A 23,947-nucleotide genomic window follows, 5' to 3' on the forward strand; every position below is an offset into this window, starting at 1 on the left:
AGCGCTAACCGCTTTTTGCGTTGCGGCGACGAAAAATTCAAACCGATAGTTGTGTTTGCGAACATAGCGCGAACATGGGCTTTTCTTGGCGGGGCATTAACGCTAGATTACCCGTCATGAGCAGTTATTCCGACGAAGACGCCTTTGAGGCCGCAGCAGCCCCGCAACAAGCAGGCGGGCAATCCCTTTCACAACGGGCGATGGGCGCACGCGCGGCCCCCTATCTGGATGAGCTGAACCCGGCCCAACGCGAAGCCGTCGAAACGCTGGATGGACCTGTCTTGATGCTCGCGGGTGCCGGAACCGGTAAAACAAAGGCGCTGACCTGCCGCATTGCGCATCTCTTGGTGACGGGCAGGGCGCAGCCCAACGAAATTCTCGCGGTGACGTTTACCAACAAAGCGGCGCGCGAAATGAAGAATCGTGTGGGTGCTCTGATGGGCCAAGCCGTTGAAGGCGTGCCATGGTTGGGCACCTTCCACGCCATCTGTGTGAAACAACTGCGTCGCCACGCGGAACTGGTGGGCCTGAAATCCGGTTTCACTATTCTGGATACCGATGATCAGCTTCGCCTGCTGAAACAACTGGTCCGCGCCGCTGAGATTGATGACAAACGCTGGCCTGCACGCATGTTGGCGGGAATTATTGACGGCTGGAAAAACAAGGCATGGACGCCGAGCCAAGTGCCCGTCGCCGAAAGCAGTGCCTATGACGGCAAGGGCATTGAGCTGTATGCCGCCTACCAACTCCGCCTTAAAGAACTGAACGCCTGCGATTTCGGTGATCTGCTTTTGCATATGGTGACGATCTTTCAGACCCATCCAGACGTGCTGCAGCAGTATCAACGCTGGTTCAAATATATCCTTGTGGACGAATATCAGGATACCAACGTCGCCCAGTACCTTTGGCTGCGTCTGTTGGCGCAAAGCCACAAAAACATTTGCTGTGTCGGGGATGATGACCAATCCATCTACGGTTGGCGCGGTGCAGAAGTCGGCAACATCTTGCGGTTCGAAAAAGACTTTCCCGGCGCCCATGTCGTGCGTCTGGAACAAAACTACCGCTCGACGGGCCACATCCTTGGTGCCGCGGCGGGCGTGATTGACGCCAACAAGGGCCGCCTTGGCAAGACCCTGTTCACCGATGGTGAAGACGGCGATCAAGTGCGCCTGATCGGTCATTGGGACGGCGAAGAAGAGGCTCGCTGGATCGGTGAGGAAATCGAATCCATGCAACGCGGCACCCGTGGCAATCCACCTTTGCCGTTGAATGGTATGGCGATCCTTGTGCGGGCTTCGCACCAGATGCGTGCCTTTGAAGATCGCTTTCTGACCATCGGTTTACCATACCGCGTCATCGGTGGTCCGCGTTTTTACGAACGTTTAGAAATCCGCGATGCCATGGCCTATTTCCGGCTGGCGGTGTCGCAAGACGACGACCTTGCGTTTGAACGCATCGTTAATACTCCTAAACGCGGGCTGGGTGACAAGGCCGTGCAAACGATCCAGACAACCGCCCGTGCAAACGGGGTCAACCTGATTGAGGGCGCGCGTCTTTGTGTCGAAGGGGCCTTGATAAAGGGGAAGGGCGGCAATGCCCTGCGCGAGCTGGTGCAGGGGCTGGATCGCTGGCACCGCCAATTGCACGACGAAGCCGATACGCATGTCGAGATGGCCGAAGTGATTCTAGATGAATCCGGCTACACGGGCTTTTGGCAGAACGACAAAACACCCGAAGGTCCGGGGCGGTTGGAAAACCTGAAAGAACTCGTCAAGGCATTGGAAAATTTTGAAAACCTGCAAGGGTTTCTCGAACATGTGTCGTTGATCATGGACAACGCGCAGGAAGAAGAAGACGACAAAGTTACCATCATGACGCTGCACGCGGCCAAGGGCCTCGAATACCCTGCGGTGTTCCTGCCCGGTTGGGAAGACGGGCTGTTCCCGTCGCAACGCAGTATGGATGAAAGCGGGCTAAAGGGCCTCGAGGAAGAACGGCGCTTGGCCTATGTCGGCATCACGCGGGCCGAGGAATGGTGCACGATTTCGTTCACCGCCAACCGCCGCGTTTACGGTCAATGGCAAAGCCAATTGCCGAGCCGTTTCATTGACGAGCTGCCAGAAGAACATGTCGAAGTGCTCACACCGCCCGGCCTTTATGGCGGTGGTTATGGTGCCGCAGGGATGGGCGGTATGTCCGCCCAAGCCAACCCCGCCAGCGACGGCATGCACTCGAACCTGCACGAGCGCGTCGCCAGTGCGGATGTCTACAACTCCCCCGGTTGGCGCCGCCTGCAACAACGCAGCCAACAACGCCCCGTCAGCCAACCCAAAGAGAGCCGCAACATGGTGATCGATATGGCCGCGACCAGTTCGTTCACCACGGGTGATCGGGTGTTCCATCAAAAATTCGGCTACGGCGAAGTGATGGAGATCGAAGGTGACAAGCTTGTCATCCAGTTCGACAAAGCGGGTGAGAAAAAGGTCGTGGCGAAATTCGTCGTTGATGCTGACGCGGCCAGTGACGTGCCATTCTGATAAGTTTAGACAAGTCGTTCGAAATATTAGCTCAAGCTTTCAATAGATTAAGGCCCGCCGTTTAGCGCGTCTTCATTGCCCTGCCTTAACCCTCGCTCTGTGGAATGAGGTGGGAAAATGGCTTATACAATATACGCATCGGACAATGAGTTCGCTGCCAGCACGGGTGACAACGTTAACAGCGGTGCCGGAATCAGCACGTTTGATTATCCGCCGACGGCGACGAAAAACCTGACGATTAGCTCGTATGACGGGGACGATAGCCCAACTGTCTTTTCTGTCGGCGATACCTATGAAATCAGCTGGACAGGCATGGGCGGCGGGCAAGACCCGATCCAGTTTTCCGTCATTCGCTCCGACCCTATTAGCTATGAGGGGCAAGATGGCCATGCGGTCGTTTTCGAGGGCACGGATGAAGACGGCGACCCTGTTCACCTTGTCTGGTCCCCCGGGATCGATCTTGAAGACTGGTATTTCGACAATTTCTCGGGCGGGGAATCCCCGGGGTTCTACACAACCGACCAGAATGCGGCCGAACAGTATCAATATGTCTGTTTCGTGAAGGGAACCCACATCGCGACCCCCGGTGGCATCACACGGGTTGAGCACCTGAAGGCGGGCGACCTCGTTTTGACGCTGGATCATGGGCCGCAACCACTGCGCTGGATAGGGCAGCGCAAGATCAGCGGGCGCTATGCTATGGCCCCTGTGGTGTTTGAACCCGAAGCACTGGGAAACGCCCTGCCACTTTGCGTTTCACCCCAACACAGAATTTTAACGCAGTCTTGGAAGGCGGAACTTATGTTTGGCCATGACGAGGTGCTGTTGCCGGCGCGCGCCTTTGTTGGGCAACCCGGGGTGACGCAAACGCCTGTTGATCGGGTGACCTATGTGCACTTGCTATTTGATCGTCATGAAATCGTGCTCGCCGAGGACGTCGCCTGCGAAAGCCTGCTTTTGGGTGAAATGTCGATGAACGTTTTGCGCGCACCCAGTGACGACGCGACGGCAGAAGCAGGGGCGCTTTTCCCTGATGTGCTGTCCATGGTCGATCTGCACGGCATGAAGGCCGCGCGCCCAGTGCTGCGGATGAAAGAGGCACAGGCTATGATGGAGCATATTCCGCCTCCGGTTATGCGACCGCTCGAGTGTCTTTTGTAACGCCTAACCTGTTTGGCATGGCCGCTAGGTTGCAGACGTAAACAGGTTTGGGAAAACCAATGGGATCAGCGTGGCGATCAGCAGGGCGGCCATGGTCCAATTGAAAGCCCGCAGGCGCGCCGGTGACGTCAAGAACCGCCGCATTTGTTGGCCGAGAACTGTCCAAATGGTTATCGAGGGGAAGCTCACCATGAAAAAGGCCAGCGTCACGATCCCAACGGCCAACAGTGATCGCGTGCCGTCCGCATCCGTCGCAAATCGGGTGATCGCATAAACGGCCATGGACCATGCTTTGGGGTTGACCCATTGGAAGGCGGCGGCCTGCAAAAATGTGATTGGACGCCCTCCGGTCTGGGGCGCATCCGGAAGTTTTGGCGCTGCAGTGCCAATCTTATAGGCCAACCACAGCAAATAGGCGACTGAAACGACCTTAAGTGTTTGATCGACAACCGGAAATGCATCGAAAACTTGCATCAACCCAAGACCAACAAGCGCGATCATTGTTGGGAACCCTATGGTGATCCCGAACATATGCGGCAGCGTCCGCCGCAACCCGAAATTTGCGCCCGACGCGACCAGCATCGCGTTGTTCGGCCCCGGCGTAACGGTTCCGACGAATGCAAAACTGATGAGGGCAATAAAGGTTTCAAATGACATACTGCGATTTTATGCGAAGGATGACGCAATGTAATTGCATAGTTGTGACGAAACTCCTTAAGTTCACAATATATGATGGATATTGACCCGATAAATGCTCAGATATTGCGCGCGCTTCGCATCGATGGGCGGATCAGCAACTTGGCCTTGGCAGACAAGGTGGGGCTGTCGCCGTCTGCCTGTCTGCGACGTGTTCATGATCTCGAACGTCGTGGAGTGATTACGGGCTATCGCGCCCAACTGGATCCTGCACAAACTGGCAAAGCCTACGTGGTCTATGTGGCTGTTGGCCTTGCTGAGCATTCCAAGGCCGCGCAAGAGGGTTTTGAGGTTGCGATGGCGCGTTTCGATGAGGTGACCGAATGCCACAACATCGCCGGAGCCTTTGAATATTTGCTACGGGTCGAGGTGGCAGACCTGCCTTCCTACAAGACGTTCCATACGGATAAATTGGGCACAGTTCCCCATGTCCGATCTATCACAAGCCATATGGTCATGGGGTCGCCCAAAGACACCCGCGCTTGACGCTCACAACAGTAAGTTGCCGAAAACAAAAAAGCGACGAAACCCTGGGAGGAGGATTTCATCGCCTTTGTGGTGGGTCAGCCTGTGGGAGGACAGGCGGCCCAGTCTAGCTTGATCAAGTGCGGCGATGTCAGGGAGGAGGAAAGACATCGCCGCGTCTTGATCTATGCGCTTTCCCCGTGGGAGGACGGTTAGAGCGCGATCACAGGGCGGCTTCTGGGAGGAAGAAAAGCCCCGATCCTTGTATTCTTTGAGATCAAGAACGGCGGTGTCAGGGAGGAGGAAGACACCGCCGTGTCTTGATCTGTGCACCCGACCCCTAGGGAGGAGAAGCGGGGTTAGGTGCGATCACGATGCGTCTAAAGGGAGGTAAAGCCGCATCGATTCCGGTATTTCTTATGCTTCGCCGTAAGCAGCCTCACGAGCGATTGTGTTCAACTGGCTCTTGTGCAGGCCAAGGTCGTTCAACTCGCGAGTTGTCAAAGACTGAAGCTCAGCCAGTGTGGAGTTATATACGCGGCGCTGTTCCATCTTTGTGCGGATGGACTGGACCAAGCCAGAAGCGAATGTGCGGGCGTTGGAAACTGCTTGTGCGTTACCAGCGGAAAAATTTGTGTCAGTAGCGTGTGCCATCTTTAGTCTCTTTTCTAAGTCGGCCCCGAACTCCGGGGCTTTCTGCTCTAGCGCCGTATTGCGCCTTCCTGATTGAAAATAGGCAATTGCTGCAGGTGCACAATCCCCCCGATGCTCAATGCCGCTATGCAGAAACTGCATGGTTAATGTCTTGAAACTGTTGCGTTTAGCGCCATCTAAGGGATCGGACGTAGGGTCACCCTTAAAATTGCACAAAACTTCATCGTTGTTGTCCTGACGTCAGGCAGTTTAAGTATCCACTGAACTCAGGCAGGTGAATCCATGACGCAAAATAATGAAACTATTCTGGCGGCCCTTAAGACGATTGGTTTGCCTGACGGCGGTGATTTGGTGTCCCGCGACATGATCCGTGCCTTGCAGGTACAGGGCGACTCGGTCCGTTTCGTAATCGAAGCGCCAGACGCGGCTACGGCTGGCCGTATGGAACCCATCCGCCAAGCGGCGGAAATGATCGTTTCAAAAATGGATGGCGTGTCTTCTGCATCCGTTGTGCTGACAGCGCCAACGAACGCTGGTACGTCAAACCAGCCGCCACCACCTGCGGATAAGACGCCGCCGAATCTGACCATTGGTCGTCATCCGACGCCACAAGCCGGACCAGAAGGTGTGCCAGGTGTGAAACGGATCATTGCCATTGGGTCCGGTAAAGGCGGGGTGGGTAAATCAACTGTCTCCAGCAACCTTGCGGTCGCTTTGGCCAAGCAGGGGCGCAAAGTTGGCCTGTTGGATGCCGATATCTACGGGCCAAGCCAGCCGCGCATGATGGGGGTCAGCAAACGCCCTGCATCCCCTGACGGCAAAACCATCATTCCCCTGCAAGCGCACGGCGTCACGATGATGTCCATTGGTCTTATGGTTGACCCCGCAAAGGCCGTTGTCTGGCGTGGTCCTATGTTGATGGGTGCGTTGCAACAGATGCTGACGCAGGTTGAATGGGGTGAACTGGATGTCCTGTTGGTCGATCTGCCGCCCGGTACCGGTGATGTGCAGTTGACGCTTTGCCAGAAAACCGCATTGACGGGGGCTATCGTTGTTTCGACACCGCAGGATGTGGCTTTGCTTGATGCGCGTAAGGCGCTCGACATGTTTAACACGCTTAAAACCCCTGTGCTGGGGCTGATCGAAAACATGTCTACATATATATGTCCCAGCTGCGGCCACGAGGCACATCTATTCGGCCATGGTGGCGTTGCCAAAGAAGCAGACGCGATTGATGTGCCGTTCCTTGGTTCACTGCCGATTGATCTGGATACACGGTTGGCTGGTGATGCGGGTACACCAATCGCGGCGGGCGACAGCGATATGGCGCAGGCCTACGCGGTACTCGCTAAACGTCTGATTGATGGTGGCATGAGTTGATACGCCGCGCCACAGATGCCGATTGGCCCGCTATCTGGGCCATTCTGGAACCTGTGTTTCGCGCGGGCGAAACCTATGCGGTGGATCGCGACATATCCGAGGGCGCCGCAAAGGCAATCTGGATGGACGCGCCCGCCGCTACCTTTGTTGCGGACGACGGCAAGGTTTTGGGCACCTACTATATAAAGACCAACCACGCGGGCGGCGCGCGCCATGTCTGCAACTGCGGCTACGTTACAGCAGCAGCGGCTCAGGGCAGGGGCATCGCGCGTGCGATGTGTACCCATTCCCTTCATCAGGCCAAAGATCTCGGCTACCGCGCAATGCAGTTCAATCTTGTGCTGGCGTCCAATGTCGGCGCTGTGGCGCTTTGGCAAAAATTGGGGTTCGACATCGTCGGCACGTTGCCGTCTGTCTTTGATCATCCGAAGCTTGGCTTCGTTGATGCGCACATCATGTGGAAGACACTCTGACGGGGAGGGCGGTTTCGCATTCTTGGGAAACCATGGCACTTAACCGCCAATCCGAATCAAGTTTACTAAATCGGACGGATTCACGCCGTGGAATCGTGTCTAGAGCAAGATTCTTGCCCCTCGTATGGTGGTTTTTGGGGGATTCGGCAAAAATTCTGGGAAAGTCTGGAACTTTTTTTAACGCGGCTTGAGTGACTACATCTTGTGCCTGCTTGGGTTTCACTAACAGCATTTTGCTCAATCTCGGTGGTTTCGGCACAAAGTCTTGTGTTCAATGGACCCTGAAAACACCATCTAGTACCATGAAGTCCCAGAAAGTACTTGGCGGACCATGAATTCCCGTGCATACATGATGACAAGAAGACGGGCAGACAATACGGGGCACCAAACGACCCCACCGACACTAAGAAAACTTAGGTCAGGTTTCATACAGGCACCCAAATTCTTGAACGAAGAGATCCGGCGCGCGAGCGAGCAGACATCCCCCCAGGTGGCGCGCGCAGCTGGACAGCCCGCAAAGCGGGACGAGGGCGGCGGATTGATCAGTGGCAGCAGATCAATCCGCCGTTTTCCGTTCTAAACCAAGTTTTTATCGGGGGACGAGTGAGGGAGCCGCGGGACAGTGGGTCTGAGTTTCAGAGGCGAATTCAACCAAAAGGTTGACGGAAAGGGGCGCATGTCGATCCCCGCCGATTTTCGTTCTGTGCTTGCAGATGGCGATCCGCGATGCCCCGAAAATCCTCTCCCGCGTATGGTCGTCTTGCACGGCACTCACCTGAAAGATTCAATCCACGCCTATACGATTGAGGCGATGGAAGAGATTGAAGAGGGCATCAAGGCCTTGCCGCGTGGCTCTGAGGCCCGCAAGCGCGCAAGCCGGATGATCCTTGGTAAGTCATGGGACACCGAAGTTGATAAAGATGGGCGCATCGTTTTGCCCCAGCGCCTTCGCCAGCAGATTGGTCTGACAGGCGAGGCCACGATGGTTGCCATGGGCGACTTCTTTGAAATCTGGAATGCCGAGACCTACGCCGAAGCCGAGGCTGCCGAAGCTGCCGCGATGGAAGAAGAATTCGACGGTGATTTCGATCCGCTTTCCCTGATCTACCCGCCAGGGTCTGAATAGATGGAGAAAGCTGCCGCCTCTCCCCCACATATTCCCGTATTGATCGGGCCGCTCGTTGCGGCCTGTTCGCCTGTTCAGGGCACGTGGCTTGATGGCACATTTGGTGCTGGCGGTTATTCCAAGCAACTGCTGGACGCAGGTGCCACGAAGATTATCGGCGTTGATCGTGATCCTGATGTTTTCAAAAACGCACAATGGGCGGTCGATGACCCGCGAATTGAGCTTGTAGAAGATACATTTTCCAATCTTGATGCGATTGCATCCAATTTAGACGGGGTCGTTCTCGACCTTGGGGTTTCGTCCATGCAGCTTGATCAAGCGGAGCGTGGTTTTTCATTCATGAGGGACGGTCCGCTGGATATGCGGATGGGACAGGAGGGACAAAGTGCAGCTGACATTATCAATGAAGCAAGCGAAACCGATCTTGCTGACATTCTATTTACGTATGGGGAAGAACGTGCGTCGCGGCGTATTGCCCGTAAAATCGTCGCAGAACGTGATCGTGAACCTATTACCACCACGCTCCGCCTCGCGAAGCTGATTGAGAGCTGCTTGCCGCGCTCCAAACCAGGGCAAAGCCATCCAGCAACGCGAAGCTTTCAGGCGATCCGCATCGCTGTGAACGACGAATACGGTCAACTTGCCGAAGGGCTAGAAGCCGCAGAACGCGCGCTGAAACCTGGTGGGCATCTTGCGGTTGTGACGTTCCATTCCGTTGAGGATCGCATGGTCAAACGGTTCTTGCAGCAACGTGGCGGCGGCACCGGAAACGCCAATCGCTATGCCCCTGCAATCGAAGCCGTAAAACCAGCGTTCGATATACTCACCAAAAAAGCCGTTGGCCCTGATGAGGCCGAACTGGAGCAAAACCCGCGCGCGCGCTCTGCAAAGCTGCGTGTTGCACGTCGCACCGATGCCCCAGCAGGGCCGGTCGATCGCAATAAACTCGGTATGCCGCAGCTGAAAGGCCACAGGTAATGCGTTCTATTTTTTACATTTTGTCGGCAATGATTGTCATTGGGCTGGGCTATTGGGCCTATCACGAGAACTATGAAACGCAGGCCTCATTGAAAGATGTGCGCAGTTTGCACCGCCAGATTGGTGCGGCGCATGAACGTTTGAATATTCTTGAGGCCGAATGGGCCTATTTGAACCGTCCCGACCGTCTGCGCGACCTTGCCGAGCTGAACTTTGACCGTCTTGGTCTTTTGCCGCTGATGCCGGATGCGTTTGGGCGGGTCGAACAGATCGCCTATCCGACAGGTATCGTCTTTGACATCGCCAATTCCGTGACCGTTTCGTCTGACAACGCGCCGCTCCTTGATACTCAATTGCCCGTGGAACCTTCACAATGATCCGCACACCTCTTCGCCCGCTTGCCCGTATCTTGAAAGCCCGCGATCAAGGGCAAAACCCTGATGCAATCGAGGCCGAGAACATCAGGCTGCGCCATGAGGATGACCGAGACCGTGACCGCACCCGCGCCGAAGGGCGTCTTCTGGTTATGGGGATCGCGTTCTTTTGTGCATTTGTGGTGATTGGTGCGCGTATGGGAACATTGGCGGGCTCGGTTCCAGAGGAGCCAACTGCGCAAGCCTCTGGCTCGCCGATTGTTGGTCAGCGCGCTGATATCATTGATAGAAATGGTCGTGTTTTGGCGACCAACCTCGACACGCACAGCCTTTATGCGCAAATTCCTGACATGATTGATCCACAAAAGGCGGCGACTGATCTGGCTGCGATTTTCCCTGAACTGGATGCCGAAGAACTGCTTGAGGACTTCACAGGCCAGCGCCGTTTCCTTTGGATCAGACGTGAAATTTCCCCAGAACAGATGCAAGCCGTGCACGACATCGGCGATCCTGGCTTGTTGTTTGGACCACGTGAAATGCGCCTTTACCCGAATGGGTCCGTTGCCGCGCACATCCTTGGTGGCGCGACCTATGGCCGTGAAGGCGTGAACAGCGCCGAAGTTGTTGGCGTCGCTGGTGTTGAGAAATACTTCGATGATTTCCTGCGTGACCCCGCCAACGAAGGCGCGCCGCTGGAATTGTCCATTGATCTAACTGTGCAAGCCGCAAGTGAACGCGTGTTGCAGGGCGGCATGATGCTGATGTCTGCAAAAGGCGCGTCCTCTGTGTTGATGGATGTGCACACTGGCGAGATTGTTTCGATGGTGTCGCTGCCAGACTTTGACCCCAATAACCGCCCGCGTGTTCTGACGGCTGCGGATGGGGCAGGCGATCAGTCTGATAGCCCCCTGTTTAACCGTGCGGTGCAGGGTGTTTACGAGCTGGGCAGTGTGTTCAAAATCTTCGCCACAGCACAGGGCATGGAACTTGGTTTGATCAATGCCAATACGATGATCAATACGCGTGGACCGCTGGAATGGGGCCGTTTCCGTATCCGTGATTTCCATGATTACGGCGCTGAACTGACTGCGACGGATGTGATTGTTAAATCCTCCAACATCGGCACAGCCCGCATCGCTATGATGATCGGTGCTGAACGTCAGCGCAGTTTCTTGGAAACCCTCGGTTTCCTTGAGGCCACGCCGGTTGAAATGGTCGAGGCCCCGACAGGCCGCCCTCTGCTTCCGCCCAACTGGTCTGAAATTTCAACAATGACAATCTCTTATGGACACGGGCTAAGCTCCTCTCCGGTGCACCTTGCGACGGCGTATTCCAGCCTGTTGAATGGTGGGTATCGTGTAGAACCAACCCTGATCCGTCAGGACGGCCCTCAGCACGGTGAACGGATCGTAAGCGAATCCGTTTCAGCGGCTGCGCGTAACATGTTGCGGGCGGTTGTGGATCGCGGAACGGCATCCTTTGGGGATGTAGCGGGCTACGAGGTTGGCGGCAAAACCGGTACAGCCGACAAACCGCGCCCCTCTGGCGGCTATTATGACGATCGCACAATCGCGACCTTTGCCAGCGTATTTCCTGCGTCCGATCCGCAATATGTATTGATTGTAACGCTCGATGAGCCCTCAGTTGACGCCTTGGGCGAAGAGCGCCGCACAGCAGGTTGGACGGCCGTTCCCGTCGCCGCTGAGATGATCCGCCGCGTGGCGCCTTTGCTTGGGATGCGACCGGACGTTGAAACCAGCACGCCAACAGGTGTAACACTGACCTCAAACTAGGATCGGTGGGCTGGACCACCAACCACGAGGGCAGCCATGAGCAACGACACAACCCCAAAGACAATGGCGCTATCTGCCCTTGGCCTGCGTGCCCAAGGTGGGCGCAATCCTGAAATAACATCCCTGACTGTGGACAGCCGCGAGGTGCGTGAAGGCACGTTGTTCTTCGCGCTTCCGGGCAGCACGGTGCATGGCGGCGAGTTTATTCAATATGCGCTGCGCATGGGGGCGGCGGCCGTTTTGACCGATGCCAAAGGTGCGGAAATCGCAGCGAAAGAACTGGCCGACAGTGATGTTGCATTGGTCATTGCAGAAGACCCACGCGGCGCTTTGGCACAAACCGCCAGCCTGTGGTTCGGGGCGCATCCCGCAACCATGATGGCCGTGACGGGCACCAATGGTAAAACGTCCGTGTCCACATTTGCGCGCCAAATCTGGATCGAAATGGGATTGTCTGCGGTTAACCTTGGCACCACGGGTGTTGAGGGCGCATGGACCCATCCGCTTAAACACACCACACCTGAACCCATCACGCTGCACCGCACTTTGGCCGAAGCCAAAGCGAACGGCATCACCCATGTCGCGATGGAGGCATCGTCCCACGGGTTGGATCAGCGCCGTCTGGATGGTGTTGTGCTGTCAGCGGCGGGGTTCACCAACTTCACCCAAGACCATCTGGACTATCACCAAACCTTTGAGGCTTATTTTGACGCCAAAATGGGCCTGTTCACGCGCCTGCTTCCTGAGGATGGCGTGGCTGTAATCAATATCGATGACCCAAAAGGGCCTGAGGTCGTGAGCATCGCCGAAGCCCGTGGGTTGGAGGTGATCACTGTCGGTCGCAGAGATGACGCGCGCTTACGTTTGACGGCGCAGCGCTTTGACGCGACGGGGCAGGAAATCCTGTTTGATTGGCAGCGCGGCAGCCACAAAGCACGCCTCAACCTGATCGGCGGGTTCCAAGCCGACAACGTTTTGCTGGCTGCTGGATTGGTCATTGCCGCAGGTGGTGATCCAGAAGAAGCCTTTGACACGTTGCCCTACCTGACCACCGTGCGCGGACGCATGCAGCATGCAGCGACCCGCAAAAACGGCGGGTCGGTTTTTGTGGATTACGCCCATACACCTGATGCGGTGGCGACCGCCCTGAAGGCGATGCGCCCGCATGTGATGGGCAAATTGATTGCGATCGTGGGGGCGGGGGGCGACCGCGATGCGTCCAAACGCCCGCTGATGGGGGCCGCTGCTGCGGAACATGCTGACGTGGTCTTTGTGACCGATGATAACCCGCGTTCCGAAGACCCAGCCACCATCCGAGCCGCTGTCATGGAAGGCTGTCCTGATGCGATTGAGGTTGGTGATCGCGCCGAAGCAATCTTGCGCGGTGTTGATGCGCTTGGACCTGGTGATGCGCTTTTGATTGCAGGCAAGGGCCACGAAAGCGGACAGATCATTGGCGATGATGTGCTACCCTTTGACGACGTGGAACAAGCAAGCGTCGCAGTCGGCGCCTTGGATGGAGATTTGCTATGATCCTTTGGACCTCGGCAGATGCTGCGAAAGCGACAGGCGGAAGCCCCGCCGTAAAATGGGACGCGTCGGGTGTTTCTATTGATACCCGTACGATTGCACAGGGTGATTTGTTTGTCGCGCTCAAGGCGGAACGCGATGGCCATGACTTTGTGAAAATGGCGTTGGAAAAGGGCGCTGCAGCGGCCCTTGTGACCCATCGCCCTGACAACGTGCCAGACGATGCGCCGCTGCTGATTGTTGCCGATGTCTTAAAGGCGCTCGAAGCACTCGGGCAGGCGGCGCGGGCGCGCACCAATGCCAAGGTTCTGGCGATTACGGGATCTGTCGGCAAAACCTCAGCCAAGGAAATGGCCCGCACTGTTCTGTCGCGCCAAGGCCGGACCCATGCCGCTGAGGCGTCTTATAACAACCACTGGGGCGTGCCGCTGACGCTGGCACGGATGCCAAAGAATACCGAATTTGCTGTGATCGAAATCGGCATGTCCAACCCCGGTGAGATCGCGCCGCTCGCCCGCATGGCACGCCCTGACGTAGCAATGATTACAACGGTCGCCGCCGCACACCTCGAAGCCTTTGACGACATCACAGGAATTGCTCGCGAAAAAGCTTCAATTATTGACGGGCTGACCTCAAACGGCGTGGCCGTTTTGAATGCCGACACGGAAACCAGCGCGGTGCTGCAAAACTACGCGTCCAAACGCGAAGTGCGTCAGGTGCTGTTCGGGCAAATGTCGCGCACGTGGGAATTGGAACATGTGTCCTTGGCCGAAGGTCAGACGCTGGTTCAGGCCAATACCCCGAACGGGCCGTTGATGTTCAAACTCTCCACTGCGGGGCGCCATTTTGCGATGAACGGGCTGGGCATTCTGGCGTCTTGCGATGCCATGGGCGCTGATCCAGTCCAAGCGGCGCTTGATCTCGGCCAATGGGCACCGCCCGAGGGACGCGGAACCCTTGAAACCGTGACGATAGATCCGGCGACCCAAGGCGAAACCTTGGCGCTATTGGATGACGCATTTAACGCGAACCCGACATCATTGACGGCTGCGCTTGAGGTTCTCGCGTCATACACACCGCGTGACAATGTGGGCCGCATCGTAAAGGGCCGCCGCGTGGCGATCTTGGGCGACATGCTGGAACTGGGCAGCAATGAAATGGAGATGCACTCAGGTGTTGCTGATGATCCGTCCATTCCGGCGCTGCACCTCGTTCATTGTGCGGGACCACGCATGCGTCACCTTTACGATGCTTTGCCGGAAGGCCAGCGCGGCGAATGGGCCGAAACCGCGGCTGAGTTGTCAGCCCGCGCATCACAGCTTGTGGATAGTGGCGATGTTGTGCTGGTGAAGGGCTCAAAAGGATCAAAAGTCAGCCTTGTCGTTGACGCCATCCGCAAACTGGGGCATCCCGATACGCTCTAGCGGTTGCCTCGCAACCGACATGATATAGTAGCGCACAAAAAGGGTTCTCGCATATGTTGTATTGGCTAACGGCACTTTCTGATGGTGGCGATGTCTTTAACTTGTTTCGCTACATCACATTTCGTGCCGGTGGGGCCTTTCTGACAGCGCTGATTTTCGGCTTTGTTTTTGGGCCGAGCCTGATCCGTGTTTTGCGCAAACGCCAAGGCAAAGGTCAGCCAATCCGTGATGATGGCCCAGAGACCCATTTCGCCAAAGCTGGCACACCCACGATGGGCGGCTTGCTTATTGTGGGGGCATTGCTGACCTCAACCCTTCTTTGGGCGCGTTGGGATAACCCTTTTGTGTGGATGGTGCTGTTTGTCACAATGTCCTTTGCGCTGATCGGGTTCGCCGATGATTACGCCAAGGTTTCCAAGCAGAATACAGCTGGTGTGTCAGGCAAATTGCGCCTGCTTCTCGGGTTTATCGTTGCAGGCATTGCGTCCTATTGGGCCGCACAATACCACCCCGACGGCCTTGCCTATCAACTGGCGCTGCCCGTTTTCAAAGATACGCTGATTAACCTTGGCTTCCTGTTTATCCCGTTTGCGATGATCGTCATCGTGGGCGCGGCCAACGCGGTCAACATGACCGACGGGCTTGATGGGCTTGCGATTATGCCAGTCATGATCGCCGCGGGCACATTCGCCGTGTTTGCCTACTTCGTCGGGCGTGTCGATTTTACGACTGAATTGGGCCTCCACTATGTGCCGGGGACGGGCGAATTAGCCATCTTCGCAGCGGGCCTCATTGGCGGCGGTTTGGGTTTCTTGTGGTACAATGCGCCACCTGCGGCGGTGTTCATGGGCGACACTGGGTCGCTTGCTTTGGGCGGCGCGCTTGGTGCTATCGCTGTCGCGACAAAGCACGAAATCGTTCTGGCGATTGTTGGCGGCCTTTTCGTTCTCGAAGCTATGTCCGTCATCATCCAAGTGCTATATTTCAAGCGCACAGGAAAACGCGTCTTCCTGATGGCACCGATCCACCACCACTACGAGAAAAAGGGCTGGGCAGAACCCCAGATCGTGATCCGTTTCTGGATCATTTCCCTCATCCTCGCGGTGATTGGTCTGGCCACGTTGAAGGTGCGCTAAGCCCCTAAACGGGGACGTTCCATTCGTCGTCATCCTCTTCTTCTAGATCGGCCCTGGCCGTGACATCACGCTGCGAAAGCCAAGCCTCGGCCTCGGCCTCTTGATCAGACGCAAAGGCTTTGATGGTCAGCCCGGGGATGATCGCGCCTTCGACTTCGGCCGCCGTGCGCACCCAAGCGATGTCTGTGACAACAGCGCAGACATCAAAGTGATGGATCACTTTAAACAGCTTGGGCAGGCGCAGCATTTCAGCGACCAAGGCCCCGCCAGTCGGCATGGAAAATGACGGAATCTTATACATCATCACGCCGTTTTTGATGTCTTTGGATTTCTCGACCAGATCATCCAGCGCAAGGGCCATCATGTCACCGTCCAGAACGGCGCTCAGTTCAATATCGAGACGGTTAAGGGTCGTTTTGTGGATCGTTAGCATCGGTTACCTCCTGTTGGTTCCTTTGGAGTCTACTAGCCCGCGATCTTGGTGGCCTTGATGTCGAACAAAGGAACCACATTAGTTCTATGCGGTTTTTAGCGTTAACCTGTCTTGCGTCGCGCACCCGTGCGCGGCACTCTGCGGCGAGTTTGGAAAAGGGCGCTAAATCATGATTCCAGTGCAGGGATATTCTGGCAAGACCGTTGCCGTTTTGGGTCTTGGCCGCTCAGGGCTGGCCACTGTTGCCGCCTTGCAGGCAGGCGGCGCTGATGTGGTGGTTTGGGACGATAGCCCAGATGCGCAAACCAAAGCAGATGATGCGGATGCGACCCTGCGCGACCTCACGAAGCCCAATGCCTATAAGGACGTGGCTTCGTTAATCACCAGCCCCGGCATTCCGCATCTCTACCCTGAACCACACCCAGCGATCGCGCGCGCCATGGCCGAAGGCTGCCCTGTGGACAATGACATCGGGCTGTTCTTTCGCAGTTTCGCGACCTCCGAGTGGGACAACTTCGAAACCATCCCCAAAGTCATCGCCGTGACCGGCAGCAATGGCAAGTCCACGACCTCGGCGCTGATCCATCATATTCTGGAAGAAGCCGGCAGGCCGACACAGCTGGCGGGCAACATCGGACGCGGGGTTTTGGACATCGACGAAGCCCATGATGGCGAAGTCATCGTTTTGGAACTCAGCAGCTACCAAACGGATCTTGCGCGGTCTTTGACGCCAGATGTGGCTGTGTTTACGAACCTGTCGCCTGACCACCTTGATCGTCATGCGGGCCATGGGGGTTATTTCGCCGCCAAACGTCGCCTGTTTTCCGAAGGTGGTCCTGATCGTGCCGTGATTGGCATTGATGAGCCCGAGGGCCTTTATATCGCCAACCAGATGTCCGAAGGACCAACCGATGATCGCGTCATCCGCGTGTCGTCCGGTCAAAAGCTTGGCGGTGACGGCTGGAATGTTTTTGCCCGCAAAGGGTTCCTGAGCGAAACACGCAAAGGACGGCAGGTGGCCTCGATTGATCTGCGCGCCATCGCTGGATTGCCCGGTGCGCATAATCACCAGAACGCCTGTGCGGCCTTTGCTGCCTGCCGCAGTCTTGGCATCGGGCCGCGTGTCATTGAACAAGCTCTGCACAGTTTTAAGGGTTTGCCGCACCGCAGCCAGTTGATCGCTGAACGCGATGGGGTGCGGTTTGTGAATGACAGCAAAGCCACCAACGTCGATTCCGCGGCCAAAGCATTGGCGGCTTTTGATAAGATCCGCTGGATCTGTGGCGGCTTGGAAAAAGAGGGCGGCCTTGAGGCCCTGTTGCCTGCGCCGACTGTCGTGAAAGCCTATGTGATTGGGCGGGAGGCTGGGGCCTTTGCCATGAAGCTTAAGGGTCTCGATGTAGAAGTCTGCGGCGATATGGCGACGGCTGTGGCAAAGGCCGCAGCAGAGGCGCAGACGGGCGAGACCGTTCTGTTGGCGCCTGCTGCGGCATCGTTTGATCAGTACAATAGCTTTGAGACACGTGGCGATGATTTCGCAGAACAGGTCGCCAAATCGCTCTAGGCGGTTCGCCGTTTCCATATCTGCCGCGGCTTGGATTTTTGCGCCTTTAGGTGTTTCTTAAGCTCGGTATACCCGCCGACTTTTACGCCATCGATTATGATCAGTGGCGTCGTGGCGACGCGGTGTTTGTCTTTAAAATCGTCCGTTTCGCGGCGCGTACGAAGGATGTGTTCTTCTATTTCGAACCCGTTGTCGCGCAATAGGTCGCGTGCAGCGGTGCCGTAACCGCATGTGTAGTTGGGCAGGTCCATACGGTGCAAAGTTGCTTTGGGCATTTCGTGTTTCCATTCTCAGCCTGTGGTCTTGAACTGATAAAGGAGGGGACAGGCCCAAAAGCAAGCCAACGAGAAGTCACATTGGTGTGCTTAGTGTTACGAGTTCTGTGCAATCGCAGTGCCCGCAGCATAGCCCGATGACCATGCCCACTGGAAATTATAGCCACCAAGCCAGCCCGTAACGTCCACGGCTTCGCCAATGAAATACAGGTTGGGATGCGCTTTGGCTTCCATGGTTTTGGACGAAAGCCCGTTCGTGTCCACGCCGCCCAATGTGACCTCGGCGGTGCGGTAACCTTCCGTGCCTGAGGGTTTCAGGGACCAGTTGCGCAAAGCTGCCGTCAGCTCATCTATGCGGGCGTCCGACAAATCCCCCGTATTGCCGCTCAGGGTGAGGTCGGCCGAAAGGAAATCGATCAGTCGGGAGGGGAGGTATTTCGCCAACGTTGTGCTCAACGCTTTGCGACCTTCCTGCGTGCGGTCCGTTTTCAACGCGGTCGCAAGATCAATGTCCGGTGACAGGGCCACGGTGATGTCTTCGCCTTCGCGCCAATAGCTTGAGGCTTGCAATACGGCGGGGCCGGACAGGCCGCGATGGGTGAACAGCAGAGCCTCGTCAAAACTGGTTCCGTCGGTCGTGATCACGCGGGCGGGGGCCGCCACACCGGCGAGGGGTTTGAATTTTTCATCCGAAAAGGTGAAAGGGACAAGCGCCGCGCGGGTCTCGCTCATGCTTAGCCCGAACTGGGTTGCAATATCATAGGCGATCCCCGTAGCCCCCATCTTCGGGATGGATTTCCCACCGGTGGCCACGACGAGGGACTTTGCCTGAACGGTATGAACCTCTCCTTTGCGTTTCAGGGCGACGTGGAAAACCTTACCGTCGTGGCGGATATTGCCAATGGTCGTATTCAGCCAGAGTTTCGCATTCGGTGCCATTTCGGCCAGCAGCATCGCGATGATGTCTTTGGCGCTGTCGTCACAAAACAACTGGCCCAGCGTCTTTTCGTGCCATGCGATGCCGTGGCGATCCACAAGCTCAATGAAATCCCATTGCGTATAGCGCGCCAACGCTGATTTCGCGAAATGCGGGTTCTGGCTGATGAAATTGGCGTGGGTGGTGCCAAGATTGGTGAAGTTGCATCGCCCACCACCGGAAATACGGATCTTTTCACCTGCCGCCTTTGCGTGATCGATTACCAAAGTTTGTGGCCCCGCGTGTGCGGCACAGTGCAATCCAGCGGCGCCCGCGCCAAGAATAAGGGTGTTTACTTGCATGGCTCTCAGGTGCCTTGAAATCACGAGCAACGCAAGGGTGGACAAAATTCCCCTCATTTCACTGGAATCGTGAACGTTTTAGGGTTACAGATTGAAACAGACCCGGAAAACGGGCGAACAGAGGCAGTAGGTAGTAACCATGACAGAGATGGTTTTCGGAGCGATCCCCGTGCAATCGGGCGATCCGGTTCTTCCACGTTGGTGGCGGACCGTTGATAAATGGACGTTGTCGTGCATTTTGGCGTTGTTTGGCATTGGCCTGTTGCTTGGGTTGGCCGCGTCGCCGCCCTTGGCTGCTAAAAACGGGTTTGAACCTTTCCACTATGTACAACGTCAGGCGTTCTTTGGAGCGATGGCGATTGTTGTCATGTTTGTCACGTCGATGATGTCCCCGACTTTGGTGCGGCGTTTGGCCGTTCTTGGGTTTTTGGGGGCGTTTATTGCGCTTGCTGGTTTGCCTTTTTTCGGCACAGACTTTGGTAAAGGCGCGACGCGCTGGTATTCGCTTGGATTTGCGTCTGTTCAGCCATCCGAGTTCCTGAAGCCTGGATTTATTGTTGTTGCCGCATGGTTTATGGCCGCGAGCAAGGAAATCGGTGGACCTCCGGGGAAAACCTATTCGTTAATTCTGACCGTTGTGATCGTGTTGATGTTGGCCATGCAGCCTGACTTTGGCCAATCCGCGTTGATCTTGTTTGGCTGGGGCGTGATGTATTTCATTGCAGGCGCGCCGATTGTTTTGCTGGTCGGGATTGCCGGTATCGTGGTTTTCGGCGGCACAGTTGCCTATTCTAATTCCGAACACTTTGCGCGACGCATTGATGGGTTCTTGAACCCTGATGTCGACCCGACAACACAGCTTGGCTATGCCACCAATGCCATCCGCGAGGGCGGGTTCTTTGGAGTTGGTGTTGGAGAAGGGCAGGTCAAATGGTCCCTGCCTGATGCACATACAGATTTTATCATCGCGGTTGCGGCCGAAGAATACGGGCTGATTTGCGTGCTCGCGATTATCTTTCTTTATGCGACGATTGTTGTGCGCTCACTGATGCGTTTGATGAAAGAACGCGATCCGTTCATTCGTTTGGCTGGGTGCGGGTTGGCCTGCATCGTTGGCGTACAAGCGATGATCAACATGGGAGTTGCAGTCCGTTTACTGCCAGCCAAAGGCATGACATTGCCTTTCGTCAGCTACGGCGGGTCGTCCGTAATCGCATCGGCCATCGCCGTCGGTATGCTGTTGGCGTTCACACGGACACGGCCACAGGGCCAGATCGGTGACATTCTACTGAGACGAGGACGCTAATGGCCGATCCACTATTGATTATCGCAGCGGGCGGCACGGGCGGACATATGTTCCCCGCGCAAGCATTGGCTGAAGCCATGCTGGAACGCGGCTGGCGGGTAAAACTGTCCACGGATGCCCGTGGCGCGCGCTATACCAGTGGCTTCCCCCATGCTGTTGAAATCGAACAAGTCGGGTCTGCCACTTTTGCGCGCGGCGGTATTGCGGCCAAGGCACTGGTCCCATTTCGCATTATTGGCGGTGTTGCGTCTGCTGTCGTAAAGATGCTGCGCGATAAGCCGCGTGTTGTTGTCGGCTTTGGTGGCTATCCAACTATTCCCGCAATGTCGGCGGCGTGGGTGCTGCGTAAGCCCACAATGATCCATGAACAAAACGGCGTGCTGGGGCGCGTGAACAAGATTTTCTCAAAGCGCGTGAACAAAGTTGCTTGCGGCACGTGGCCGACAACCTTGCCAGACGGTGTGGACGGTGTGCCCGTCGGCAACCCCGTGCGCGGTGCAATTTTGGAACGGGCAGGGGCTGGTTATATCGCACCGGGGGACTATCCGATGTCGATCCTTGTGATGGGCGGAAGCCAAGGTGCACGCATTTTGTCTGATGTAGTTCCACCTGCGATCAGCGCGTTGCCAAGCGGAATTCGCCGTAACATTCGGGTGTCTCATCAGGCGCGCGAAGAAGACCTCGCGCGCGTGGCGCAATACTATGCGGACGAAGGCATCCCCGCGGACGTTCAGACTTTCTTCAACGACGTGCCGACGCGCATGAGCGAAGCACAGTTGGTCGTGACACGGGCAGGGGCGTCATCAATTGCCGATCTAAGTATCATCGGTCGCCCGTCCGTTTTGGTGCCCTACGCCGCAGCCGCGTCCGACCACCAAACCGCCAACGCCAAACAGTTGGTAGAGGCAGGCGCATCTGTGATGGTCACGGAGGCTGATCTGCATGTGGACAGCCTGTCAGACCAGATCGCAACCATTTTGGCCGATCCAACTCTGGCCCTTCGAATGTCACAAGCAGCCCTAAGCTGCGGCAAGCCTGATGCGACACAAACACTCGTGGATATGACGCTGGAATTGGCCACACCAGCACCGTAAAAAAGTAAGAAGCAGTATGGACGGAAATCCCATCATGAACTCAGCAACGAAACTCCCACTCGACGTAGGTCCGATCCATTTTGTTGGGATTGGTGGCATTGGCATGTCCGGTATTGCCGAGGTTTTGTTGTCCCATGGGTATATCGTGCAGGGGTCCGACCTTAAGGAAACCCCGATCACGAAACGGCTTAAGAAACTTGGCGCTTTCGTGTTTGTCGGCCAGTCAGCCGAGAACATCGCCGACGCAGAGGTTGTAGTGATCTCAAGCGCAATCAAACCGGGCAACCCAGAACTGGACGAAGCTCGTCGACGTGGTCTTCCGATTGTTCGCCGTGCTGAAATGCTGGCCGAACTGATGCGTTTGAAATCCAACATCGCCGTCGCGGGGACGCACGGAAAAACGACCACCACGACGATGGTCGCAGCCCTGCTGGATGGTGGCAATTTCAACCCGACTGTCGTGAACGGCGGCATCATTCACGCTTATGGATCCAACGCCCGTGTGGGCGATGGCGAATGGATGGTCGTAGAGGCAGACGAGTCCGACGGCACATTCAACCGCTTGCCCGCAACCATCGCAATCGTGACCAATATCGACCCTGAGCACATGGAACACTGGGGCACGGAAGAAAACCTGCACCGCGGTTTCTATGATTTTGTGTCCAACATTCCATTCTACGGCTTGGCTGTCTGCTGCACCGATGACAGTGATGTTCAGGCCTTGGTTGGTAAAATCACTGATCGCCGTGTGGTGACGTATGGGTTTAACGCGCAGGCTGATGTTCGAGCGACGAACCTGACGTATAAGAACGGTGTCGCGCATTTCGACGTGGTTTTGCAGAACGAAGACTTGGTAATTGAAGACTGTGCCTTGCCAATGCCCGGTGATCACAACGTGTCCAATGCCTTGTCGGCCATTGCCGTTGCGCGCCACCTTGGAATGAAACGCGAAGAAATTCGCGCTGCATTGGCAAGCTTTGGCGGCGTGAATCGTCGCTTTACGCGCGTGGGCGAAGTCGATGGGGTGACCATTATCGATGACTATGGCCACCACCCGACCGAGATTACCGCAGTGCTAAAAGCCGCGCGCCAAGCCTGTGACGGGCGCATCATCGCCGTGCACCAACCGCACCGCTATACCCGTGTCCATCACCATTTTGACGATTATTGTGCCTGCTTTAATGACGCAGATGTTGTCGCAATTTCCGAAGTCTTCGCCGCCGGTGAAGAGGTGATTGAAGGCGCAACACGCGATGATCTTGTCGCTGGATTGATCCGCGCGGGCCACCGTCACGCCCGGGCGATCACCGACGAAGATGATCTCGTCCGGTTGGTCAAAGAGCAAGCCAAGTCGGGCGATATGGTCGTTTGCCTTGGAGCGGGTTCTATTTCTACATGGGCCAATGCTTTGCCTGAGAAGCTTAAGGCGTGACTTATGAATGGCTGATCCTTGGGGCGATTGTCGTCGTTTCCGTTCTGCCTATGATCAAATGGCTTCGCCGCCTGTTATGGGCGTTCATGATCGCCTTTGTCGGGATGTTGCTGGTTCATATGCAGCATAATCCGGGCGAGGCGACGTTGGCACTGGGTGCAATGGGGGGCGGTTTGATGTTTGCGCGCCCTATTCGTCGTTTGGTATTTGCGGGATTGGCATGATGGGGATCGAATTGGCTGCGCCAATCCGATCCGGCGAGGGGCCAGCCCCTCGCGCTCCCCGAGGTATTTTTGAAACAAAGGCAAAGGCGGAAGGTCGATCGGCATGAGTTGGTCTATTGCTATAGCTGTTGCGTGGGTTTTTGCGGCAACTGGAACCGCGTTGTTGCCGATGCGACGGCAGTATGTGCCCGGGGTGATGTTGTTAATTATGGCCCCCGTTCTGATTGTATGGCTTGGGTTTGATTTCGGCTGGGGGTGGAGCTTTGCGGCACTTGCAGCGTTTGTGTCGATGTTTCGTAATCCGCTTAAATATCTGTTTGCGCGTGCGCGTGGGCTAAGACCGGAGTTACCGAAGTGATGGCAGTTGGATTAGGGTTTTTGTGGCTGATAACGGCCAATGTGCTGGCTTTGTTGCCGAGCAAAGACAACCATTGGCGGCGCGCCTATGTGTTGATCGGGATTGGCATCCCTTTGTTGGGGTATATCACCTATTCAAACGGGCCTTGGATCGGTCTGTTGTTTTTGGTTGCTGCCTGCAGCGTGCTGCGCTGGCCTGTCATTTATTTGACCCGTTGGGTGCGTCAGGTGTTCAGCCGCGCAAACGGGTGACTTGG

General features: G+C 56.3%; 24 protein-coding genes. 19 read left to right on the plus strand and 5 right to left on the minus strand.

All coding sequences use genetic code 11. The annotated features are described in order from the left end of the window. The first annotated feature begins 116 nt into the window (after positions 1-116). Together KO486_RS06775 and KO486_RS06780 are read left to right on the plus strand one after the other, a co-directional pair. On the plus strand, positions 117-2,537 hold the full coding sequence (locus KO486_RS06775; RefSeq protein ID WP_216036488.1) for a UvrD-helicase domain-containing protein: 2,421 nt from the start codon (positions 117-119) through the stop codon (positions 2,535-2,537). A gap of 117 nt (positions 2,538-2,654) precedes the next feature. Beyond that, the gene (locus KO486_RS06780; protein WP_216036489.1) at positions 2,655-3,698 is read left to right on the plus strand and encodes a Hint domain-containing protein; all 1,044 of its coding nucleotides are present in this window, start codon (positions 2,655-2,657) and stop codon (positions 3,696-3,698) included. A 24-nt stretch (positions 3,699-3,722) separates the two neighbouring features. Here KO486_RS06780 and KO486_RS06785 read toward each other — a convergent pair whose 3' ends face one another. Further along, on the minus strand, positions 3,723-4,355 hold the full coding sequence (locus tag KO486_RS06785) for a LysE family translocator (RefSeq protein ID WP_216036490.1): 633 nt from the start codon (positions 4,353-4,355) through the stop codon (positions 3,723-3,725). A 72-nt stretch (positions 4,356-4,427) separates the two neighbouring features. On the opposite strand from KO486_RS06785, the gene KO486_RS06790 reads away from it, so the two are divergent. Beyond that, a complete protein-coding gene (locus KO486_RS06790) occupies positions 4,428-4,880 on the plus strand; it encodes an Lrp/AsnC family transcriptional regulator (protein ID WP_216036491.1) in 453 nt (150 codons plus the stop codon). A 396-nt stretch (positions 4,881-5,276) separates the two neighbouring features. On the opposite strand, the gene KO486_RS06795 is transcribed toward KO486_RS06790, so the two are convergent. Continuing rightward, entirely contained in the window at positions 5,277-5,513 is a 237-nt protein-coding gene (locus tag KO486_RS06795; protein WP_216036492.1) for a DUF1127 domain-containing protein, read from the minus strand. Positions 5,514-5,795: 282 nt separating this feature from the next. On the opposite strand from KO486_RS06795, the gene KO486_RS06800 reads away from it, so the two are divergent. From KO486_RS06800 to mraY, 9 genes are all read left to right on the plus strand, one after another. After that, complete coding sequence (locus KO486_RS06800; protein ID WP_216036493.1) at positions 5,796-6,893, plus strand: Mrp/NBP35 family ATP-binding protein; 1,098 nt, start codon at positions 5,796-5,798, stop codon at positions 6,891-6,893. Next, positions 6,890-7,366 carry an N-acetyltransferase gene (locus tag KO486_RS06805; protein ID WP_216036494.1) on the plus strand — a complete coding sequence of 159 codons (477 nt, stop codon included), beginning with the start codon at positions 6,890-6,892 and terminating at the stop codon, positions 7,364-7,366. Before KO486_RS06800 ends, KO486_RS06805 begins: the two co-directional genes overlap by 4 nt. 676 nt (positions 7,367-8,042) lie before the next feature. After that, positions 8,043-8,492, plus strand: coding sequence for a division/cell wall cluster transcriptional repressor MraZ (locus tag KO486_RS06810; RefSeq protein ID WP_303435110.1), 450 nt, complete (start codon positions 8,043-8,045; stop codon positions 8,490-8,492). After that, complete coding sequence (gene rsmH, locus KO486_RS06815; protein WP_216036496.1) at positions 8,493-9,470, plus strand: 16S rRNA (cytosine(1402)-N(4))-methyltransferase RsmH; 978 nt, start codon at positions 8,493-8,495, stop codon at positions 9,468-9,470. Continuing rightward, positions 9,470-9,847 (plus strand): cell division protein FtsL, encoded by a 378-nt coding sequence (locus KO486_RS06820; protein ID WP_216036497.1) that lies wholly within the window; start codon positions 9,470-9,472, stop codon positions 9,845-9,847. The genes rsmH and KO486_RS06820 overlap by 1 nt, the downstream gene beginning before the upstream one ends. Next, a complete protein-coding gene (locus KO486_RS06825) occupies positions 9,844-11,637 on the plus strand; it encodes a penicillin-binding protein 2 (protein WP_216036498.1) in 1,794 nt (597 codons plus the stop codon). Before KO486_RS06820 ends, KO486_RS06825 begins: the two co-directional genes overlap by 4 nt. Before the next feature lie 36 nt (positions 11,638-11,673). Then, positions 11,674-13,170 carry a UDP-N-acetylmuramoyl-L-alanyl-D-glutamate--2,6-diaminopimelate ligase gene (locus KO486_RS06830; RefSeq protein WP_216036499.1) on the plus strand — a complete coding sequence of 499 codons (1,497 nt, stop codon included), beginning with the start codon at positions 11,674-11,676 and terminating at the stop codon, positions 13,168-13,170. Continuing rightward, positions 13,167-14,591 (plus strand): UDP-N-acetylmuramoyl-tripeptide--D-alanyl-D-alanine ligase, encoded by a 1,425-nt coding sequence (gene murF, locus KO486_RS06835; RefSeq protein ID WP_216036500.1) that lies wholly within the window; start codon positions 13,167-13,169, stop codon positions 14,589-14,591. Before KO486_RS06830 ends, murF begins: the two co-directional genes overlap by 4 nt. A 53-nt stretch (positions 14,592-14,644) precedes the next feature. Then, positions 14,645-15,727, plus strand: coding sequence for a phospho-N-acetylmuramoyl-pentapeptide-transferase (gene mraY / locus KO486_RS06840; RefSeq protein WP_216036501.1), 1,083 nt, complete (start codon positions 14,645-14,647; stop codon positions 15,725-15,727). Positions 15,728-15,731: 4 nt separating this feature from the next. Here mraY and KO486_RS06845 read toward each other — a convergent pair whose 3' ends face one another. Continuing rightward, positions 15,732-16,160 carry an STAS/SEC14 domain-containing protein gene (locus KO486_RS06845; protein ID WP_216036502.1) on the minus strand — a complete coding sequence of 143 codons (429 nt, stop codon included), beginning with the start codon at positions 16,158-16,160 and terminating at the stop codon, positions 15,732-15,734. Between the two features lie 169 nt (positions 16,161-16,329). Here KO486_RS06845 and murD point away from each other — a divergent pair, with 169 nt between their 5' ends. Then, positions 16,330-17,724, plus strand: coding sequence for a UDP-N-acetylmuramoyl-L-alanine--D-glutamate ligase (gene murD, locus KO486_RS06850; RefSeq protein ID WP_216036503.1), 1,395 nt, complete (start codon positions 16,330-16,332; stop codon positions 17,722-17,724). Here the strand turns inward: murD and KO486_RS06855 are convergent. Further along, positions 17,721-17,999 carry a glutaredoxin gene (locus tag KO486_RS06855; protein ID WP_216036504.1) on the minus strand — a complete coding sequence of 93 codons (279 nt, stop codon included), beginning with the start codon at positions 17,997-17,999 and terminating at the stop codon, positions 17,721-17,723. The genes murD and KO486_RS06855 overlap by 4 nt on opposite strands. 96 nt (positions 18,000-18,095) lie before the next feature. After that, complete coding sequence (locus KO486_RS06860; protein ID WP_216036505.1) at positions 18,096-19,277, minus strand: NAD(P)/FAD-dependent oxidoreductase; 1,182 nt, start codon at positions 19,275-19,277, stop codon at positions 18,096-18,098. 139 nt (positions 19,278-19,416) lie between these two features. On the opposite strand from KO486_RS06860, the gene ftsW reads away from it, so the two are divergent. The 6 genes from ftsW (at position 19,417) to KO486_RS06890 (ending at position 23,942) form a co-directional block, all read left to right on the plus strand. Next, positions 19,417-20,583 (plus strand): putative lipid II flippase FtsW, encoded by a 1,167-nt coding sequence (gene ftsW / locus KO486_RS06865; RefSeq protein ID WP_216036506.1) that lies wholly within the window; start codon positions 19,417-19,419, stop codon positions 20,581-20,583. After that, positions 20,583-21,677 (plus strand): UDP-N-acetylglucosamine--N-acetylmuramyl-(pentapeptide) pyrophosphoryl-undecaprenol N-acetylglucosamine transferase, encoded by a 1,095-nt coding sequence (locus tag KO486_RS06870; protein ID WP_216036507.1) that lies wholly within the window; start codon positions 20,583-20,585, stop codon positions 21,675-21,677. The genes ftsW and KO486_RS06870 overlap by 1 nt, the downstream gene beginning before the upstream one ends. 34 nt (positions 21,678-21,711) lie before the next feature. Next, positions 21,712-23,109, plus strand: coding sequence for a UDP-N-acetylmuramate--L-alanine ligase (gene murC, locus KO486_RS06875; RefSeq protein ID WP_252734609.1), 1,398 nt, complete (start codon positions 21,712-21,714; stop codon positions 23,107-23,109). Beyond that, the gene (locus KO486_RS06880) at positions 23,106-23,333 is read left to right on the plus strand and encodes a hypothetical protein (protein WP_216036509.1); all 228 of its coding nucleotides are present in this window, start codon (positions 23,106-23,108) and stop codon (positions 23,331-23,333) included. Before murC ends, KO486_RS06880 begins: the two co-directional genes overlap by 4 nt. Positions 23,334-23,436: 103 nt before the next feature. Next, the gene (locus KO486_RS06885; protein WP_216036510.1) at positions 23,437-23,691 is read left to right on the plus strand and encodes a DUF2484 family protein; all 255 of its coding nucleotides are present in this window, start codon (positions 23,437-23,439) and stop codon (positions 23,689-23,691) included. After that, entirely contained in the window at positions 23,691-23,942 is a 252-nt protein-coding gene (locus KO486_RS06890) for a DUF2484 family protein (RefSeq protein WP_216036511.1), read from the plus strand. Before KO486_RS06885 ends, KO486_RS06890 begins: the two co-directional genes overlap by 1 nt. The last annotated feature ends 5 nt before the right edge of the window (positions 23,943-23,947 follow it).

Source organism: Octadecabacter sp. B2R22, assembly GCF_018861045.1.
In the GTDB taxonomy this organism is placed as follows: domain Bacteria; phylum Pseudomonadota; class Alphaproteobacteria; order Rhodobacterales; family Rhodobacteraceae; genus Octadecabacter.

Coding starts and splice junctions, on each gene's coding strand:
- KO486_RS06775 (WP_216036488.1), top strand. CDS start 117: ATGAGCAGTTATTCCGACGAAGACGCCTTTGAGGCCGCAGCAGCCCCG.
- KO486_RS06780 (WP_216036489.1), top strand. CDS start 2,655: ATGGCTTATACAATATACGCATCGGACAATGAGTTCGCTGCCAGCACG.
- KO486_RS06785 (WP_216036490.1), bottom strand. CDS start 4,355: ATGTCATTTGAAACCTTTATTGCCCTCATCAGTTTTGCATTCGTCGGA.
- KO486_RS06790 (WP_216036491.1), top strand. CDS start 4,428: ATGATGGATATTGACCCGATAAATGCTCAGATATTGCGCGCGCTTCGC.
- KO486_RS06795 (WP_216036492.1), bottom strand. CDS start 5,513: ATGGCACACGCTACTGACACAAATTTTTCCGCTGGTAACGCACAAGCA.
- KO486_RS06800 (WP_216036493.1), top strand. CDS start 5,796: ATGACGCAAAATAATGAAACTATTCTGGCGGCCCTTAAGACGATTGGT.
- KO486_RS06810 (WP_303435110.1), top strand. CDS start 8,043: ATGTCGATCCCCGCCGATTTTCGTTCTGTGCTTGCAGATGGCGATCCG.
- rsmH (WP_216036496.1), top strand. CDS start 8,493: ATGGAGAAAGCTGCCGCCTCTCCCCCACATATTCCCGTATTGATCGGG.
- KO486_RS06820 (WP_216036497.1), top strand. CDS start 9,470: ATGCGTTCTATTTTTTACATTTTGTCGGCAATGATTGTCATTGGGCTG.
- KO486_RS06825 (WP_216036498.1), top strand. CDS start 9,844: ATGATCCGCACACCTCTTCGCCCGCTTGCCCGTATCTTGAAAGCCCGC.
- KO486_RS06830 (WP_216036499.1), top strand. CDS start 11,674: ATGAGCAACGACACAACCCCAAAGACAATGGCGCTATCTGCCCTTGGC.
- murF (WP_216036500.1), top strand. CDS start 13,167: ATGATCCTTTGGACCTCGGCAGATGCTGCGAAAGCGACAGGCGGAAGC.
- mraY (WP_216036501.1), top strand. CDS start 14,645: ATGTTGTATTGGCTAACGGCACTTTCTGATGGTGGCGATGTCTTTAAC.
- KO486_RS06845 (WP_216036502.1), bottom strand. CDS start 16,160: ATGCTAACGATCCACAAAACGACCCTTAACCGTCTCGATATTGAACTG.
- murD (WP_216036503.1), top strand. CDS start 16,330: ATGATTCCAGTGCAGGGATATTCTGGCAAGACCGTTGCCGTTTTGGGT.
- KO486_RS06855 (WP_216036504.1), bottom strand. CDS start 17,999: ATGCCCAAAGCAACTTTGCACCGTATGGACCTGCCCAACTACACATGC.
- KO486_RS06860 (WP_216036505.1), bottom strand. CDS start 19,277: ATGCAAGTAAACACCCTTATTCTTGGCGCGGGCGCCGCTGGATTGCAC.
- ftsW (WP_216036506.1), top strand. CDS start 19,417: ATGACAGAGATGGTTTTCGGAGCGATCCCCGTGCAATCGGGCGATCCG.
- KO486_RS06870 (WP_216036507.1), top strand. CDS start 20,583: ATGGCCGATCCACTATTGATTATCGCAGCGGGCGGCACGGGCGGACAT.
- murC (WP_252734609.1), top strand. CDS start 21,712: ATGAACTCAGCAACGAAACTCCCACTCGACGTAGGTCCGATCCATTTT.
- KO486_RS06885 (WP_216036510.1), top strand. CDS start 23,437: ATGAGTTGGTCTATTGCTATAGCTGTTGCGTGGGTTTTTGCGGCAACT.
- KO486_RS06890 (WP_216036511.1), top strand. CDS start 23,691: ATGGCAGTTGGATTAGGGTTTTTGTGGCTGATAACGGCCAATGTGCTG.